Raw genomic sequence first — 18,899 nt, 5'->3', positions numbered from 1 at the left:
CAAGAGCAACCAGCCGTCTTGATATGTTAGATGCACGAACAAACACAAGTGCCATACACAAAGGCTCGAATAAAAAAAGGCCACTTAACATTGAGCTAAGTGGCCATTAAAAATGCTTGATTGAGCTAACTTGTTACCTGCTCTATTCCGTATCTATTTGCCGTTAAGCTTAAGAGCAGAGAAAGTAACACTGTTGTAGTCGCCATTCTTTTTATCGACCGCAAAATCGCCAGTGCCAGCACAACCTGGGCCCCAAACAGGGTGAGTGTCATTTACGCTACACTGGCCATATGCGCCAGCTTTATAGTAAAAATCATCTTCAGCATAGCCCGTTGGTGAGTCAAGTTCATCGACACCTTTACTCAGGTCGATTTCATACTTAACCGTATCGTGACGCTCTGTTTCAAACGTTAGATACATCATGGTACCTTTTACTTCCACTTTGTAACTAAACTCTTCGCCTAGTGCAATGCCCGCTTCACCCGGTTCTGCTGGGTTTTCCCAAGTGTTGCCCCAAACAGGATAAGCGATGTCGGCACGGTTAGGATCTTTCTTCTCTAGGTTACGTTCATAGTTCCAAAATACTGAGCCCATTTCTTGGCCCGGAAACTTCTTGTAGAAGATCTTCAGTGGTTCATTACCGTGGCCGTAACCTGTTCCCGCTTTAATCAGTTCATTGTGTTTCTTAGCGTGTATTTGGCCAACAACGACTGAATGAGCTGGATATCTCTCTGGGAATTTAGCGTTCATAGAGACATGATTGACTTTTAATGTCGCTTCCAGCGTTCCACCAACCGCACTGTACTCTGAGGCAGATGGGTGGCTAGACAGTGCCCATTGGTTTCCTTTATCAGCAGTATCAATCGAAAAGTTTGCACCACGTGGCATCTGACGCAGTTCAGAACGTGCATTCTTCGAGTTCTTAGTCGTAATCGCTTGGTTCTGCACTTCAAATACAAGATTGCCATCTTTATCCAGATGGAAGAAGTCGCTATGTGAGTAGCTCATCATTGCCACCCCTTCTATTTCATCAACACGACCATCTTCATTGATATCTGAAGGTATAGTTATTTTCCAATTGTGCATATCGAATTTATCGGCAGGTACGGGGTAAGAAACACCGTTATTTGCGAAAGTAACCATTGGTACAGTCGCTAATAGCGCCACTGCTAATATGTTTTTCTTAAACATGACTCATCCTTTATTGTTAACAGATACCGAGTACACACTCAGTACAGAAACCACTTTTGAACACGAATTAGTACTAAATATTTTCTCTTCGACTTAAATAAGCCAACCGATAAATAGAATTTACATTTAGCCATTTTTTAACTTTTATTAAACATCTGGCTATGGTTTATATTTATGCCTCTCAACATGCTCCCTATGTTTAAGCCACGATGGTTAAAATCATCATTATTAACATATAGAAACACTTAATATTTGTATTATTTTAACACATGCAAAAAAGTGAGTTTCTAAGGTTTGTGAATATGAGAAGTACGTCATGATTGATTTAATACACAAGCCCTAAATTGAGATATTCATAACATTTAGCTATATATTTGGGCCATTAGTCAGAACTTTTTGATAGATCTCACAGAAATCTGACTCAATAATAAATACCATATTTGTCATACATTAATTTAATACCATGTAAGGTATTGGTTTGTGAGCCACGGGTACATTGGATGTATCCAGAATAAAAAAATAATAGTGAGACAAAGGTATGAATTCTGTTACAAAAATTGCTGCAGCTGTTGCATGTACTCTTTTAGCGGGCACAGCTACTGGTGCATCTCTTGATTATCGTTACGAGTATCGTGCTGCGACGGATTATACAAAAACAAATGGCGACACGGCTCACGTAGACGCTCGCCATCAACACCGAGTGAAGCTAGGTGAAAGCTTTAAACTGTCAGATAAGTGGAAGCACTCAACGGGCCTTGAAGTTAAATTCCATACTGACGATTCTTACTACGACGCAGATTCTGGCGAAGTTAAATCAGCGAACAGCCAGAGTTTTTACGGTGGCAATTGGTACATCTATGGTATGGAAATCGATAACACTGCGACATACAAAATAGATAACAATTGGTATCTACAAGTGGGTATGCCTATTGCTTGGGATTGGGATGAGCCTAATTCTAACGAAGGTGACTGGAAAATGAAAAAAGTCACTTACAAACCACAATTCCGCGTTGGCTACAAAGCAGACATGGGTTTAACAACCGCTATTCGTTACCGTCATGAATATGCTGATTTCCGCAACCATACACAGTTTGGTGATAAGGATTCAGAAACTGGCGAACGTTTAGAATCAGCTCAAAAATCCAAAATAACGCTAACAGGTGCATATAAAATTGAGTCTCTACCGAAGCTTGGTCTTTCTTACGAAGCAAACTATGTAAAATCTTTGGATAACGTACTTCTTTATAATAGTGATGACTGGGAATGGGATGCTGGCTTAAAAGTAAACTACAAGTTCGGTTCTTGGAAACCTTTTGCTGAAATTTGGTCTTCTGATATCAGCTCATCTTCTAAAGATCGCGAAGCAAAATACCGTGTTGGTGTTGCTTACTCATTCTAATTAGAAATAGTCAATTTATAAAATACCCCTCTCCTCTTGTAAATTTTTGGGGCATATTTTAAGCACTTTATTTAAATAATAGGATGTTCTAATTAACGTTAGTTTCATCCTAATAAATATTTAACGACTATTCATTATCTATTTCTTATGTGATTTACATATGGATTTAATATCATAAAGAGAATATTTTATGCAGATTTCTAAAGTCGCTACAGCTGTTGCTCTTTCGACAGGTTTATTATTTGGTTGTAACAGTGACGGTTTACCTATTCCGACGGATTCAGGTGCTGGCAGCCAAGAGTCAGTACTAACAACAGGTTACTGGCAAATCAGTGATGGTAACTCTTCTTCAATTTCCGCGTCATCAAACGCTGATCTACCAAATGTTTATGTTTTCCAAGAAGATGGCAATCATAAATACTATGACGATGATGATGACTTAGGTACTTACACGATTAAAGATGCAAGTGCTTCTACTAATAATTATGATGAAGAAGCCGGTACGGTCTCTTTCACATATTATGAAACAGGCACATCAACGATCGAAATTCTAGATGGTGTTTTTTCTTTCGATGACGCTGGTGCTCTGAATATTTCAGATAACACCACTGGCATAGACTACTCTGGTTCAGACCAAACTGCGACTGACGCCGTACAAGAAGCTATCAGTGAAGCCAATGAAGCAAATGGTATCAATGGCTACGTTCAAATCTTGGACACCAACAATGGCGGTGTAAAGAATGATGTGGGTGAACTACGTTTGAAATTGTCTGACAGCAGCACAGGGGCAACAGTAGACAGTATCGCATCAGGAAAGGTAACCGTTGACTTAATCTACCAAGTAGATGAAGACACCGAGCAAGAAGCGAATGGTTCAGGTAACAACGCTTATATTAGTCTCTACGCTTCTGGTACTTCTAACACTAATTTACACGGCGAAGTTATTTTTAATGCTGGAGAAATTTTCTACCGTTCCACGGTTACCGATAGTAGCGGTAAACCTCAAATTCCTGATGAGCCTGTAGGCACTTACACTTTAGGTGAAGATCTCGCGGTTGAAATCAGTTGGGCGAGCGGTTACTACACATTCAAAGTCAATGACACTGTATACGACAATAGCGGCAACGGTTTTGAGGCTTTCGACAAAGCTGCCGTTACTATCGTGTCATTGAAGCTTGGTGATACTTCTAACACAACACACTACGAGTTAAACGCTGACAACTTTAAAGTTTATTCGAATGACACAGCTTCTGATGAGCTAGTGTTTGAAGATAACTTTAACAATTACCCGAACGGCCAAGCGCTATCAGGTAATCCGTACAACAACAATACTGCGGAAGCGACAGTTGTTGTTGATGGTGGCAATACTGAGCCTGAGCCACCAGTAGATGGTGACTTCCCGGTTGCTTTAAATGAGTACACTTTTGACAACGCTGACTACACAACTGACAGCGGTAGTGCCGACAATGATTTGACAAGTAAATCAGGCTCTCCTTTGATCACTACGACCTCTGGCGCTGCAGGTACTGGAGCTATGCATATTGACCAAGATTCAGCTACAGGTGGAGGCTATGGTTACATTTACTACAATGCAACTTCGACAACTACTACTGGAGCTCAAGCCATTGAGGATTCATTCTCTGTAGAGACGGTTATTAAAGCAGATCGTTTTGGGTATGATTCCGACGTTTCACTTGTTGATTTTGCAGAAACTAGTGACTACTTGGGGTTTAAACTCTACCTCGAGTCATCAGACAACTCCATCAAGTTTAAGGTTTACGGCGGTCTTGATGCAGATGACAAGGGCTTGAGTACAGAAGCGAAGTCTAGTGAAGGAGACGTTTATCTTGTTGAAGATAATTGGTATCACATCTTAGCGACTTACAACCACTTAGATTCGACTGCTAACTTATATATAGATGGTACTCTTGCTCACTCGAAAAGTGTCGATTTTTCTGTTATTGAAAATACAACAGATGACAAATTTATTCTTTTAGGTGGCTCTTCTAGTAGTGATAAAAACTTCGATGGGTCGGTGGACAATATCGCAGTTTGGAATACAGTTCTGACTGATGTACAAATTCAAGAACGTGTAGCTCAATTTACTGCTGAGTAATAACTCTTTGATTGCGCCAATAGCCTCTAGTTCTGCTAGAGGCTTTTTTGTAATCGGTATTCCAATATATACCTCAAACCTACTCATCTAAATCTCTAAAAGCTCCTAACTTCAAAAGTAGTAACCTCCTAACCTCCCCGTCCTGTTATTTGGGCTTTTAATAGCCAACTCAATTTCAGTTTACCGATACAAACCCCGTTGTTTATTCAATGACTTCCAGAACTAATCATCCTAGGTGCAAGGTATTATCAGCCAATAAATTGCCCTTAGTATCTAGTGTTAAATATAAGTATTGATAGCGATATGGCGATCAGTTTGAACAAACCCAAAGCAACCTAAGCCAATGTTTAACACTAACCCTAGATTGTTAATATATGGCTTATTGATGCAGGTCTATGAACGAATGAAAGGCTATGTGTTGGATATTAGATTAGGGGATCGGAAAGAGGATGCTCAAAACAGAAGTTAAGGTCAACCACCAACTTTTAATCTATATGCCTATCTTTAACAACTGATGGTTTCTGCCCAAATAACAGACACAAAAAAGCCTCCAAACTCGAGAGGTTGGAGGCTATTGTTTATCCGTTTAGATTACTTTTTGTATTGATCGTGCGATACGTCTAGCTGGTAGAAAGTCGCTTGTGAATAATCGTCTAGGTCACCACTGATGTTTTGATTATATACACCAGCCTTGAAGTACATGTACTTACCACCTGCGTCGTAGCCGCTTTCGCTCATATCTACGACTTGTACAACGTCATCTTTGCCTTCACGCATTAAGCTAACAGTCATCGTGTTGCCTTTAACGTCAATACGGTAGCTGAACACCTCACCAAGCGCGATACCATCGTCACCTACTTCAGCTGTCATATCGCCCACTAGAGGGTAAAAATCTTCTTTTGTCGCATCTTGGCTTTCGTGTGCAAAGTAAACCGCACCCGTTGCTTGGTTTGGTAGTTTACGGTAGTACAAACGAATTGGCTCATCGTTTTGATCATGAATCTGACCAATGATAAAGCGGCCTACTTCGTTCGCATTACCGGTCGTTGTTGCGTGATCGATTTTCAAGGTAGCTTCTAGAACACCATCAATACCCGCTGCCGCTTCTAAATCTGATTCAGGCGCGCTTGAAAATACCCAGTTGTTCTTGTTAACACCCTTAGTGCTAATAGATTGGTCACCACGGCGCATCATTTCACGAAGCTCCGTACGTGCGTACTTAGTGTTTTTAGAGGTACGTACACCCTTCACGTAAGCTTTGAATACTAGGCCGCCATCGTCAGCAGTATAGAAGATTTCTGGATGCTGGTAACCGTTTGCTAGGTTCCACTCAGAAACATCATCAGGCTTGCCATTTTTATCATGATCGAAAGGCTGAGATAGATACCAGTGGGTCATATCAAAGTTTTCGCTCGGAGCATTACCTGCTAGAGGTGTTTCAGGTAAACCCGTTGGTACAGGTAACGCAGTGCGTGTTTCACATTTCATTGTTGTCTCACAAGGGTAAACCGCTGCGACACCGAAATTACCAGAACGTAGATCTTTACGTGCTGCCTTACGCGCTTTTTCCGCAGCTTTCATTTCAGCGATCATTGTTTGTTCTGCTGCTACTACTGCAGGGGTAATAATGTGGCTAGTAGGACAAGCGTTAACGTTACAGTTAACAGCAGCTAACTCAGTCACACTGTTCCAACCGTTTTTGGTGTTGCCGTGACCAACGTATCGTACGTAACGAGCTTGAACTGCTGGCTCAAACTGGAAACGCTCTAGGCCAATCGCTTTACCTGAACTCATTTGGTTCTCAAGTACTGTTGTCCAGCTTTCGCCATCAACACTGACTTGAATATCAAATTTAGATTGACGCTCGTTACCTTTGCTAAATGATGCCTGAACAGCGTCAAATTCTTGAACTGAGCCATAGTCCAACATTGCCCACTCGCCGTCACCTGCTGAAGACCAACGTGTTGTTAGATCTTGGTCAAACAAACGATCTGGACCGTTACCATCGTGGCTGCTAGCCGTCATAGCAACCGGCGTCAGGAGAGCTTCACCGGTTTCTTTGTTGTTTGGAAAATCAGCAGTAGGTGTGCTCGTGCTCGCACAACCAACCGCAAGTAAGATAGAAGAAGCGAGTAGGGTTTTTATAGTAATTTGTTTCATATTTAATCCATTATTATAATACAAAGGCAGCATTTATAAGTGAAAGTAGAACCTGCAAACACGAGCTATAAGGCGATTCCTCTCTCAATATTTGCGATAACACAAAAATATTACGTAATCTTATAATACAAATAAAACATTTCGTTGAATAAATGAGACTGAGGACACTTTCCGTTTTTCCATACTTTAACTGGATCACATTTCCTATTGATAAAAGACAATATATATTAATTCAGAATGCGAAATGAGCTCACAAACTTAAAAATTCCAAGATAAAATTGCCATTTTCAAACTCAACGCAGCTGGTCATACATCATTGTGAACGGACCCTATATTCACCTCTCCGAAAAGTAAAAAGACCACATTGTTAGTCACCAATGTGGTCTTAAAATTACCGTAATAGCTCATTAGCCATCTATCAAATCAGTTATGTTCAACCCTTAACGAACTGAAGCTCACATCAAACACTTCACCTGTATAGTCGCTATCTGGCTTAAATTGTGGATAGATACCCGCTTTGAAATAGAATGCGATATCGGTAGATGTCCACTCTGACGTTAACGAAACAGTGTCCCCGTCTTTGTCTTGGTAATCTTCGCCCCAAGGAATTAAATGCGAAACCGTATTGGTTCCATCTGAATCATGAGTTGCCAGATAAACACCGTCTTGATTGGTTCGAATCGTATATCGCCACTCTTCACTGGCTGAATATGTACCTAATTCAACACTGAATGGTTCACAATCGCTGCAATCTTGATTGTTGCGCTCAAAATCGGAGTTGAGTATAACTCGGACGGGCTTATCCTCTCCTTCCCATAAGAGCTTCACCAGTGCTTGATTAATTTTCCAACCATGGATTTGTCCGAGTACCACTTTCGGGTCTTGGTTATTGAGATTTGGATAGTTTTCAACTCGTAATGTTGCCGTCAATTCGTGAGTGGTTGCACTTGTTCTTATATCGTTCAGATACCAACTAGTGTCTTCATCGCTGGTGCTGCAATCCGGTTGTGCATTGCTTTGATACAACTCTCTTAACTCAGAACGAATATAGCTAGAATTTTGTGTCGTAGTGCCGTACCCCATATCCGCTCTAAAGTGAATTCTTCCTTCATCCGTGTTGAAATAAGAAAGATCAATATCGCTATGGTAGACATCGCTGTCATTAGCGAGAAGGCCCTTGCTCGACTCACAACGTTCAGGCTCTAATTCAGCAGCACTATCGCCGCCACTGCCATACCAAGTATCTTTGCTCGCGGGAATCGTCAACTTCCAATCATTAATATCCCAATCGTTTGAACCACTGATTTGGGTTGTGGTGTATCTTAACGCTTGAAAATAGGCCGTAGCTTCACCGTTTTCAAACTGGTTATATATACCCGCTTTAAAATAGCTTAGGAGATGCTCCCAATAGGCGATATCTTGGTCCACTTTTACTTCATCATTCACTTTGATCGACAATGTATTTTCATAAACAGAAAGATCAAATTTAGTAAAGCTATCAAGATCTGCCTCTCCTAAATCGTACCGATCATAAGAGGTGGCATAACAGTTTGAAGAGTCTGAAGCACTGCTGCAGTCAATGGCGTTGTTTTTCATTACGGCCCAATAGTGGCCTGTGATACCATCGCGTTCTTGTTCCCAAACCACACGTAATAGCGGATGAGGAATATAACCAGTTCCGCTCTCGTCCGTACCTTTATTATGTATCTGTAACATCGTCACTTCATCATGATCGGCAGGTGAGCTCGCCATTGCATGTTCGATATCAGGTAAGCTTATTTCCGCATACAGGCTTCGTCTTACACCCGTTTCATTGATATCGAAGTTTTCTCCCTCACGAACCTCAGAACGCATCTTATAGTTCGCCATTTTAAAAATTAGGTTTTCCGTCTCTTCATCTGCATAAAAGTAATCACTGATGTAACCATCGAAATCGCCATCTTTCACTTCAGAGGTTTTGTTACCCTCTGTGCCGTTAGGATCCGATACCTGAAGATCGGAACTAGAGAGTATGTTTTGATATTTTGCGATATCGTAAGGTGCGACAACACCATAAGACGTTCCTGGATTGCTACCAGATGGGTCACTGCTGTCACTTGAATTATTTGAACTGCTTCCACCGCAGCCATACGTAAGCGAAGCGAGCACGACGACAAAAATTGGCTTATTCACATTTATCTCACTTATCCATAAGAGTTGAGTGATAATGTATATTTGTACTATTTTATGTCAATTGTGTAATTATCAGAATGTGAGATGCGACAAATCAAGTGAAATGAGTAAGGAATACGGCGTTTTCTATATGATAAAACGCAGAAATGCCACTCTAAACTCGAACGTTATTGAGTGGCTTTCAGTGTGATAAATTAAGTTAAGCTATTGAAAATTAGTATTAATTAGCGCCCAATTTAAATATTAATTGTGAACCTGCTAAACTTTAAAGCTGCTCATAAGCTCACTGACGCTGCCATTAAGCGTTTTGATTTCTGCCGACTCTGTCAGTTGGTCTTGGCTTAACTTGTTCAGCTCTTCAACGAAGCTTTCAATCTTATGCATGTTCTTAGCAATACTCTGAATCAATGCGTTTTGCTCCACAGAAGACCCCGAAATGTCGTTATTGAAACGGCTCACGGTTTCCATCTGCTCAGTTAGCTTAGCCAGCATGTTTACCGCTTGGATTACTTGAGCACGAGTCATCTCACAATTACTTTTGGTCAGTTCAATCGATTTAACTAAACCATCTGATTTCGACTGTAAACCCAATAGCGCCTCTTCTATTTCAGAAGTGCTGATTTGAGTTCGGTTAGCCAGTGCACGAACTTCATCAGCCACCACAGCAAAACCTCGACCGTGTTCGCCGGCACGCGCTGCTTCTATCGACGCATTCAATGCCAGCAAGTTGGTTTGCTCAGCAATACCACCAATCACAGAAACGATAGACTGTATGCTCTGCGTTTCGTTGGCCATAGACCGGATGTCATCAGAAGTCGTGCACACTTGCTTTTCAAGATCACTGATATACGTTTCAGTTACCGTATTGATTTGCTTGGTTTCATCACTGAACACGGCCGCATCTCGCGCTGCGTCTGCCGCCGATTGAGAGCTCTTCTCTACTTCGTTAGACGCTTCTGAAAGCCCATTAATCGCAGAGACAACTTGAACGGTTTCGTCAGTGTGAACTTTCAATACATTACTGGTCTCTTTACAGCCCTCTCGAATACTCAAAACTTTGGTATCGAGATCCGAGTTCTTGAATTTCACGTCTTTAACCATTTCTTGCAGGCCAATGATGAACAAATTGATGTCTTTAGCGATGTGCCCTAAGTCATCATTGCCCTTCTCTACCAGCCTTCGAGTTAAGTCTCCGTTGCCCTGAGATAGATCGTGAACGATTTTGCGCAGCGACACTATTGGGCGGTAAAAACGATTCAGAAGTAATATCATCAGTATCACTGAACCAAATACACAAGCGACAATCAGCATTCGAGTACTTGACATCACACCGTTCAATTGATCGAGCGCTAGCTCAGGATCGATACTGGATATCATGTACCACTCTTTTTGGCTGCCGATATCAACTTTCTTCGCCATCAAGATCCTTGGGTTTCCATCAATTACGCCCTCGATAAATTGATCAGGCTGTTCAATGGCATTTTTGAGTTTCATCTGCGTGTCTGCAGAAGATATGTTGGTTTGCGGAAGTACGTTCTCTATTGTTGAAGCAACAACCATCCCTCTTTCATCAACAATGATACCTTTCGCTTGATAAATTCCGTCTAACTGTTCGAGTTGCGCTTTTAAGTCATCAAATCGAATGTCTGCCATGATCACACGGTCTTGATACGAATACGTCACACCAATCATTGGTACTTGAGTACTCTTAGTGAAAAATAGGTCACTAAAAGATAAACCTGACTTCAGTTTCGCTTGTTGATACCAAGGGCGAGTCGTTGGGTTATACTTTTCTTTTAGTCCAACACCGTTAGGGAAAGACTCTGAAGGTCGAGATGTATAAGAACGTCCGTCGTCGAAACCCACCACAATTTTGTCGATGCCACCTAGCTTAGCGGCATAGTGCATAAGCGCTTCGTTAGGTACCTGGTATGGTGACTTCATGAACTCTTGAGCAACTGAATTTACGGTATCGATGGTTCTCTGAACGGTATTTTCAATTTGGTTAATTTCTATCGTTAACGAATGGTCGATCTCGTTGTAAATCGTTTGGTTGACTTGTTCTGTCGCCAAATCGAGCGTAAACCAGTTCGTGAATACTAAAGCACTGGTACTAACGATAGCCACCATTAAAATCAGTTTTCCTTTAAACCCTAGAGACAATTTTGAATTCATAAAACTCATTATCCATATAACCTATGTCTATTATTTTCATCCGAATAAAATGGTCATATTTTGCATTATCGAAGATACGGTAAAACGTTACGTATCCATGTCGATTCATCGCTACAACCACAATTTAATTAATATTGTATGTTTAATTGACAACTCTTTCTGTGAGCGATCTTGATATATTAAAACCGACTGTAAACACCCTGTGACATAGGTATCATTTATGCATTTTTACTTTATCCTTGTCGGATAAAATCGTCAAAATTTTGTAAAATGTCCGAACTTTAAATAAAAAGATCCTATTTTCGCCGATAATTATCATCAATAATTTTAACTATCCCCTGCGATCTAATCATGCGTAAAAATGACGATGAACTCACACTTTCACAAACCAACCATTCACTAAAGGCATTCAAGACCAAGATTTATTTGTAATACAATAAGCCTTGATGTATAGTGTATTTGAATCATAACTTAAGTTCTTTCTGAATCCTTTTGTTCAATTCAAAGTGGTAATTGAAGCAATTTGCTTTGAGGTCATTGAACACGTTTAACGTAGAAACTGTCGGGGGATCTCGTTAATCGTTATTTCACTTATGATTGTTCATTCGTTTTTTCAGACGGCTCGTCCGAATACGCCCACATAGTCACCAGCTGTGTGGGCTTTTTTTTGCTTTCTTTTCAGGTGTTCGAGCTGATAATCCGCTTAAAGCTAGACAACAACAGTGTTGGTTTTAAAGTTTGCGGCTTGGTTTACTAGGAACTTAATTGACTAAGGTTTCGGTTTACCAAAAGATAGGCGATTGGTTTGATACGAGGATAATGGCTTGAAGCTGAATGGCGTTGGAAACTAACGCATTAAGAGTTGAAATCAAATTAGAGCTTTGATTAGGCAAAACAGAACGTAATTAGAAAGGAAGAATAGTAGAAAGAAAAACGATTACGAAGAGTTGTATGAGAAAATATGAACTGCAGATAAAAACGAACCTCGTTGAGGTATCGCTGCCAAAAAGACAAGCCATACCCTAACGAGGTCGTACGTCGATTACTTCTCTAGTTTAGCGAAGTAGTCGAAGATTACTGGTACATCGTTGTTACCCATGCCTGCGTCAACAGCAGCTTGTAGGCTTGTTGCAGTACCTTGAGCAATTAGAGACTCAGTACCTAGCTCTTCACAAAGAGCAAGGAAGTAGCCAAGGTCTTTGTTTGCGTTTGCAACAGAGAAACCTAGCTTCTCTTCACCGTCTACAGCGTAGAACTTACAGAATTGCATAAACGGAGAGTTAGATGGACCTGCAGACATGATATCAAACAGTTGTTGGCCATCAACACCAGCGCGTTGAGCAACAGCGAAAGCTTGAGACATAGTCGCAACAGTTGTCATACCCATGAAGTTGTTCACAAGCTTAGTCACGTGACCTGAACCTAGAGCACCTAGGTGGAATACGTTTTCGCCTTGCTCTTCAAGAACAGGTTTAACTTTGTTGAAAGTTTCCATGTCGCCAGCAGCCATGATGTTCAGAAGACCATCTTTAGCGTGTGCAGGTGTACGGCCTAGAGGAGCGTCGATCATGCCAGCGCCTTTCTCAGCAAGAGCTGCACCGATCTTCTTAGTAGAAGCAGGGATAGAAGTACCGAAGTCTACTAGTACTGCGCCTTCTTTGATGCCCGCAAGAACGCCATCTTCGCCGTATACGATTTTTTCAACAACAGCTGAAGTTGTAAGACAAAATTGAACAATGTCACTTGCTGCAGCGAGTTCTTTAGCAGAAGTGAATGCAGTCGCATTGCCGCGATCTGTAACGCGAGCAACAGCTTCAGCGCTTAGGTCCATTACGTTTACGTGGTAGCCGCGCTTTTGCAGGTTTTCAACCATGTTGCCGCCCATAAGACCTAGGCCAATGAAACCGATTACAGGTTTAGTCATGTTCAAACTCCAAATATAGTATTGTATGATTATATGCTCATTATAATAACTACGTCTTTCTCGTTTCGCAATAGTTTTAAGGCATTCATTTGATGCTTAGGCGTAAGTTGTGACGGCGATACAATTTACGACAAAATATGGCTTACGTTTTATATTTACCGGAACGATATCCCCTTTAAGAAACCGTTCATTTAAAAAATGTCGCACATTATAGTTAACGCAATAAATATGAGCACACTAAAACCAACCTACTTTTAGTTCTCTATTTCTTTTTCTACCAGTGGCTGAGGTCCTTCATTATTAATAAGTGATGAAAATTTCTTGGAAACCACAAAGCCATACATACGAGCCTCTTATACGACCCTGAACATTTGCACTCAACATTATTGTCGAATACGTGTCCTGTCTTGCCCTACATCAGCTCCATCAGCCCGTACCATTGGTTTGCCGTTGAGAGGCTATCAAATGCTCTTTAGCATTAACCCAAGTAAAATGAAGGTACATTGGAATAAAGATTGTCATTTTCGCTAGGCAAAAAAAAACTCCGAACTTTCACTCGGAGTTTTTATATCTAGCTTCTGTTACTTCAGCGAATTACAGTTCGATCGAAACCGTTTCACCGTCAACATTGAGCACTAACATGTTGCCTTCAAGCTTGTGAGACACTTCAACTTGTTCGCCTTCGTTCTTATTAGGAACAAGAAGCGTCAGGATGTTGTGCTCTTTAGACGCCTTGAATTCCACTTCAACGTGACGGTGGATCTCAAGATCTTTGAACTCGTATGGGTCAACTTCACCAAAGCCTTCAACGTTCTTAACTGAAGTGATGTTATCAGCAGACTCGTTAATAAAGTTTACGTCTAGGTGCGCAACTTCGCCGCGGATAGTGAAAGACTTGTCTGCCACTTCGTTTGCGAAAGTGGTATGCATGAGCCAAGTCATATCTTTCTCTTCAGAAAGCGTTGCCTTGTCTTGCATTACGAATACTTTACCTTGAACGAACCAGACCTTACGCTTGTAAGATTCAATTTCAGGAACGAAGTACTTGTAAGAAGCCGTTGCATCACCTTCAACCATCTTCACATCAGATTCTGTGTCGAAGTCAGAAATAGTACCGCCCGCTTCGATACAGAAACGATCTTGGTGGTTTTCGTAGCCTGTGTTCTTGTTCTCACCATACTGACCTTTGCCGCCAAATAGTGGAAGGTTTTTAGAGAACGTTTGACGACGCCATTTCGTGTGCATATCAACACCGAAACCACCGTAGTAGCCAGTGATTGACGCTAGCGTTTCACCGAATGCATGCAACGTGAATGCATTTTGGTCACCGTGAGAGTGGCTGATTGAGCCAAACGGAGAACATTTAAATACCATATGGATATGGTTATCACGCTCAGTCATCTTGTTGTGGAATGCAGCCCAACCCGTGATTGGGAATACTTTCAACAGTGGATCGTTCGATGGTGCTTTCTCTTCAGGTGCATCCCAAAGGAAGTTGAAACGAAGATCGTCGTAACCGAAGTCCCACCAACCGAAGTTGTAGAATTTGGTGTGTGCTTCAGTATCACGGCCTTTCAATTGATTATAGTACCAAACGTATTCAGGCTTCTGGTTAACACCCGCATAGTGCTTGATGTTGTAAGCCAGTTTTAGACCTGGGAAATCACCGATTGAAGACTGGTCACAAAAGCTCGCGCGCTTAGAGTGAACAGGCATACAGTAAAGCGGGAAGTCACCGGTGTTTTCATAGAATGTTTTGTTAAACATGTCTACGCCACAGTATGCTTTCAATAGATCGAATGCTTCACCTAGGAATGCAGTTTGTGTGTTCCAGTAATCCGGACCTTCAGCCCAACCGCCGTCTACACCGCCCCATGGCGGGTAATGTAATGCGTAGTATTCTAGCGCGTATGCGATGTACTCGCCTGCTTTCGGGTGATCGTGGTAAAGCGCGATACACGTTGGAATAATAGCAGAAGAGATCGAACGAACACCGTGGCTGTTTAGCGGGTTGTTCAATAGATCAACCGTCACTTTTAGGTGGTGCATGATTTCGTCTAGACGCTCAATCAAAGCATCTTGAACTTGCTGACGCTCTTCATCGGTGAAGTAACCGTGTAACCAGTCGTAGCCCCAAGCCATAGCAGCGATAACACGGAAAGCCGCTTCGTCGTTATAGCCACGAGAAGTCACGCCTTCTGGATCGTAGGTAGACAGTTTTAAAGTCCAAGCTTTTGCTTTAGCAATGAGCGCTTCGTCTTCTTTTACTACACCAGCGATAGCTAGGTTACGTGTCGCGTTCAATGCCATTTGGCAATCAACGTACATTTGACGCCAGTAAGGACGCCATAAAGAGGCTTTACCTACCGTCTCAGCTGGGTACGCTTGAGGCTCTTCAAAAGGAGCAGTCTCAAGGAACTTAACTGTCGAGTTGTTGTAGAAATCATCAAACATACAGTGAGCTTCATCAGCTTTCACTTTCGCTTTGAATTCTTCTAACTGATCAGCTTGAACAAGAAGACGTGGACGCGCTTCGCTCAAGTTGTCTAGGAATGATAGGTCGAAGTCACGTTTCTGTACTTCGATAGGGAGTAGGTCTACAAGATTACCTGCTGAAGTATCATTCTCCAGCTTCATCTTCCTGATTGCATCAAGAGATTTTTGGTCGCTCATTCTAACTCACTTATTTTCAAGTTGACTGAAAGGAATTAGCAACAATATACGTCTTATTGTAGGACAATTGAATGTATTTCGGTTCAATCGTACAATTTTTTACAGTTTTCGTGATTTAGGTCTGATGTTGTAAGGCTGACACGTTTACTCGCTTCGCAAAGCAAAAAATGCGACGCCCTTTCGAGTCGTCGCATTCTATTATAAACGTTTTCTATGTATTAGCTTTCAGTCACTGCTTTCGCTTGCTTGCCGCCATCATCGACCGCTTTCACAAGTAGTACACCAACACCACCAACAATCACACCACATAAGATGAAGACTAGACGTCCCCACATTGGGTTAGTTAGCAGAGCCATTAGCATAATACCAATACCTGCTACTGCAATCAGTTTACCAAGCATTTCACGCTGCTTGTTATCCAGAACTTTCTGTTCCGCTGACTCCGCAACTAGAGGAGTAGACAGATTACCGAAGAACTTATCAACGTCTGCTTGACGCTTATCAGACAGTGGTTTGTAGAACAATGTCGATAGGATGAAGAAGCCACCTGTTAGTGTGATGTGACCAATTAGACCAATCGCAACTTTAACATCAGACCATTCGCGGCTCGTTAGCTCTTCAAGACCGAATACAGATGACACCATTTCAGCATTTACAACGAAACCTACGTAGTAAGACACAAGACCACCCACTACTAGCGTACCCCAACCTGCCCAGTCTGGAGTCTTCTTGATGAAGAAGCCAAGGAATGCAGGGATTGTCATTGGGAAGCCGATTAGAGCACCAACGTACATCATTGTATCGAACAGGCTCAAACCTTTAAGCGAGTTAATGAACTGGGCGATAAGAATGATAGCAATACCGAAGACTGCAGAAGTAATCTTAGAAACTGTTACCAACTCTTTCTCACTTGCGTTGCCTTTACGAACAATAGTTTCGTAGAAGTTCTTAACAAAGATACCTGAGTTACGGTTTAGACCTGAGTCCATTGAAGACATTGTCGCTGCAAACATCGCTGCAACTAGAAGACCTACCATACCTGCTGGCATGTACTCTTGTACAAAGTATAGGTATGCAAAGTCACCCGCTTTCTTACCTGCTTCTGGGTAAGCTGCTGCTAGGTCGACACCTTGACCAGCAATGTACCAAGAAGGCATGAACCAGATGAATACACCACAAAGCATTAGAATACATGCAAGTAGCGCTGCTTTCTTAGCGTTCTTTGAGTCTTTAGCCGCTAGGTAACGGTAAGAGTTAAGCATGTTGTTCGTGATTGAGAATTGCTTCACGAAGATGAAAAATGCCCAGATGCTGAAGATGCTTAGGTAGTTAATGTTGTTACCAGAAAGGAATGAACCGCCTTCTGCTACAGGGAAGTTACTGACGATTTCGCCAACACCACCACCTTGTACAACCGCTACAACCGCACAAGTTACCGTAACTGCCATGATGATAACCATCTGCATAAAATCAGATGCGATAACTGCCCATGAACCGCCAGTTACCGACATAGCTAATACTACTAAACCAGTAATCCAGATAGTCGCTGTCATGTCGAAGCCGAAGATACCAGAAGCAATGATTGCTAATGCGTTTAGCCATACACCTGCAGAAACCACACTGTTTGGCATTGAAGACCAAGTAAACACTTGTTCGTTAGTCGCGCCAAAACGCATACGGATTGCTTCTATTACCGTCACTACACGTAGTTGGCGGAACTTAGGCGCGAAGTATGCAAAGTTCATGAAGTAACCAAAAGCATTGGCTATAAAGATAACCGCTACGGCAAAACCATCGTTATACGCTTTACCTGCCGCACCGGTGAATGTCCATGCACTAAACTGGGTCATAAAGGCGGTTGCACCAACCATCCACCACAGCATATTACCGCCCCCGCGGAAGTAATCACTGGTGGTACTTGTAAATGTTCTAAACATCCAACCTATCGCAATCAAGAATAGGAAATAAATGCCGACAATAATCGTGTTGAGTTCCATCGTGTATCCTTTGTCCGTTGTAATTTGATACGAGGACTATAGGAAATCTCAAACCTTATTTGTAGTACAATAATCCAAATAAGTGATGGTGATCTTATTTTGATTGATTAAGTTAATTATATATATGACATAGGATGGAATATGGCTAATCCATTAAGGAAATTACTGGGGTTTGAGGTGAAAACATGAAAAACCACCCATCAATAACACCACCCTATAAAAATCAATGACTTACAAAAAATTGAGACTTTGCACACTTATTAACAAATACAATCAAACACATATAAATATAAAATTCTCAAAAATAATAAAAGCCAAATCAGAGCTGAATCACCCTCATTTATCACACAATAAACCAGTGTTTTATATCAATTGAGAGTAGCTAATTCTATTAGAATTCTACGTAAGTTACTCAATATAGAAGCCACATATCTTGTTGAGATGATGATGGATTCAAAAGATAAAAAATGAAAAATCTTGGATGGCGCATAATTATTTGAGGAGAGATCGAGTGTCTAAAACACAAATCTCGCCGCAATATTCTCTTAATTACGATGGTAAAAAGAACTACCGCTAAACGTATACAAGAAAAATTGCCTTAAGAAAGAGTTAATCGGGAGTGAACCAAAACCGTGCTACACATGGTGCAACACACTTCTTAAAAACAAAAAAAGCATTCACTTGGTATACCTTTTTGACTGGTTTTGATGAACCTATAAATGGTTCATCGGGACGTTTAAGTAGTTCACATGATAGTTGAAACGCGCGTTTAGCTTAACGGTGGTTAGCGTCTTGCAGGTGAGCCGCTGACATGTTCGCATATAACTCGTAGTGTTATAGGACGCTCGATTATCAATCCAAAATTTTCTCCCATATGAATTAACAGAACGGCGAGCATATGGTGGTGAATTTATATCTAGGAAATCAGCCAAAATAAAACTGGATCTGTGTCCATTTACACCCAGCTCAAAAAAAGACCAGAATCACACTATTTCCGCCAGAATATGGTCAAAACAAGATCGAAGTCTTGTTAGAAGACTTTCACTTGTGATCGCTCCCCGCTTCCAAGTCATCGTTAATTGAAGAATTATT

Annotated in this window: 9 protein-coding genes; 2 read left to right on the top strand and 7 right to left on the bottom strand. The window is 41.4% G+C overall.

Annotation, left to right across the window (positions count from 1 at the left end; genetic code table 11):
- Nucleotides 1–153: 153 nt before the first annotated feature.
- Complete coding sequence (locus IQO02_RS12245) at nt 154–1,191, bottom strand: polysaccharide lyase family 7 protein (RefSeq protein ID WP_016785031.1); 1,038 nt, start codon at nt 1,189–1,191, stop codon at nt 154–156.
- Nucleotides 1,192–1,729: 538 nt separating this feature from the next.
- Between IQO02_RS12245 and IQO02_RS12240 the strand changes: the two genes are divergently transcribed.
- Together IQO02_RS12240 and IQO02_RS12235 are read left to right on the top strand one after the other, a co-directional pair.
- Nucleotides 1,730–2,590 carry an oligogalacturonate-specific porin KdgM family protein gene (locus tag IQO02_RS12240; RefSeq protein WP_016785030.1) on the top strand — a complete coding sequence of 287 codons (861 nt, stop codon included), beginning with the start codon at nt 1,730–1,732 and terminating at the stop codon, nt 2,588–2,590.
- A 190-nt stretch (nt 2,591–2,780) separates the two neighbouring features.
- Entirely contained in the window at nt 2,781–4,706 is a 1,926-nt protein-coding gene (locus tag IQO02_RS12235) for a LamG domain-containing protein (protein WP_016785029.1), read from the top strand.
- A 591-nt stretch (nt 4,707–5,297) separates the two neighbouring features.
- Here the strand turns inward: IQO02_RS12235 and IQO02_RS12230 are convergent.
- From IQO02_RS12230 to IQO02_RS12205, 6 genes are all read right to left on the bottom strand, one after another.
- On the bottom strand, nt 5,298–6,866 hold the full coding sequence (locus tag IQO02_RS12230) for a polysaccharide lyase family 7 protein (RefSeq protein WP_102282563.1): 1,569 nt from the start codon (nt 6,864–6,866) through the stop codon (nt 5,298–5,300).
- Nucleotides 6,867–7,289: 423 nt separating this feature from the next.
- Nucleotides 7,290–9,038 carry a polysaccharide lyase family 7 protein gene (locus IQO02_RS12225; RefSeq protein ID WP_016791659.1) on the bottom strand — a complete coding sequence of 583 codons (1,749 nt, stop codon included), beginning with the start codon at nt 9,036–9,038 and terminating at the stop codon, nt 7,290–7,292.
- Nucleotides 9,039–9,296: 258 nt separating this feature from the next.
- Nucleotides 9,297–11,168, bottom strand: coding sequence for a methyl-accepting chemotaxis protein (locus IQO02_RS12220; RefSeq protein ID WP_010438366.1), 1,872 nt, complete (start codon nt 11,166–11,168; stop codon nt 9,297–9,299).
- A gap of 1,087 nt (nt 11,169–12,255) precedes the next feature.
- The gene (locus IQO02_RS12215; RefSeq protein ID WP_004733521.1) at nt 12,256–13,137 is read right to left on the bottom strand and encodes an NAD(P)-dependent oxidoreductase; all 882 of its coding nucleotides are present in this window, start codon (nt 13,135–13,137) and stop codon (nt 12,256–12,258) included.
- 594 nt (nt 13,138–13,731) lie between these two features.
- On the bottom strand, nt 13,732–15,810 hold the full coding sequence (locus tag IQO02_RS12210) for a DUF4962 domain-containing protein (RefSeq protein WP_016785026.1): 2,079 nt from the start codon (nt 15,808–15,810) through the stop codon (nt 13,732–13,734).
- A 218-nt stretch (nt 15,811–16,028) separates the two neighbouring features.
- On the bottom strand, nt 16,029–17,807 hold the full coding sequence (locus tag IQO02_RS12205) for a sodium:solute symporter family transporter (protein WP_010438360.1): 1,779 nt from the start codon (nt 17,805–17,807) through the stop codon (nt 16,029–16,031).
- Nucleotides 17,808–18,899: the final 1,092 nt, after the last annotated feature.

The organism is Vibrio sp. OPT24, from assembly GCF_015163545.1.
Lineage (GTDB): Bacteria > Pseudomonadota > Gammaproteobacteria > Enterobacterales > Vibrionaceae > Vibrio > Vibrio cyclitrophicus.
The sequence above is the reverse complement of the archived record's forward strand: the minus strand, read 5'-3'. Positions and strand labels throughout refer to the sequence as shown.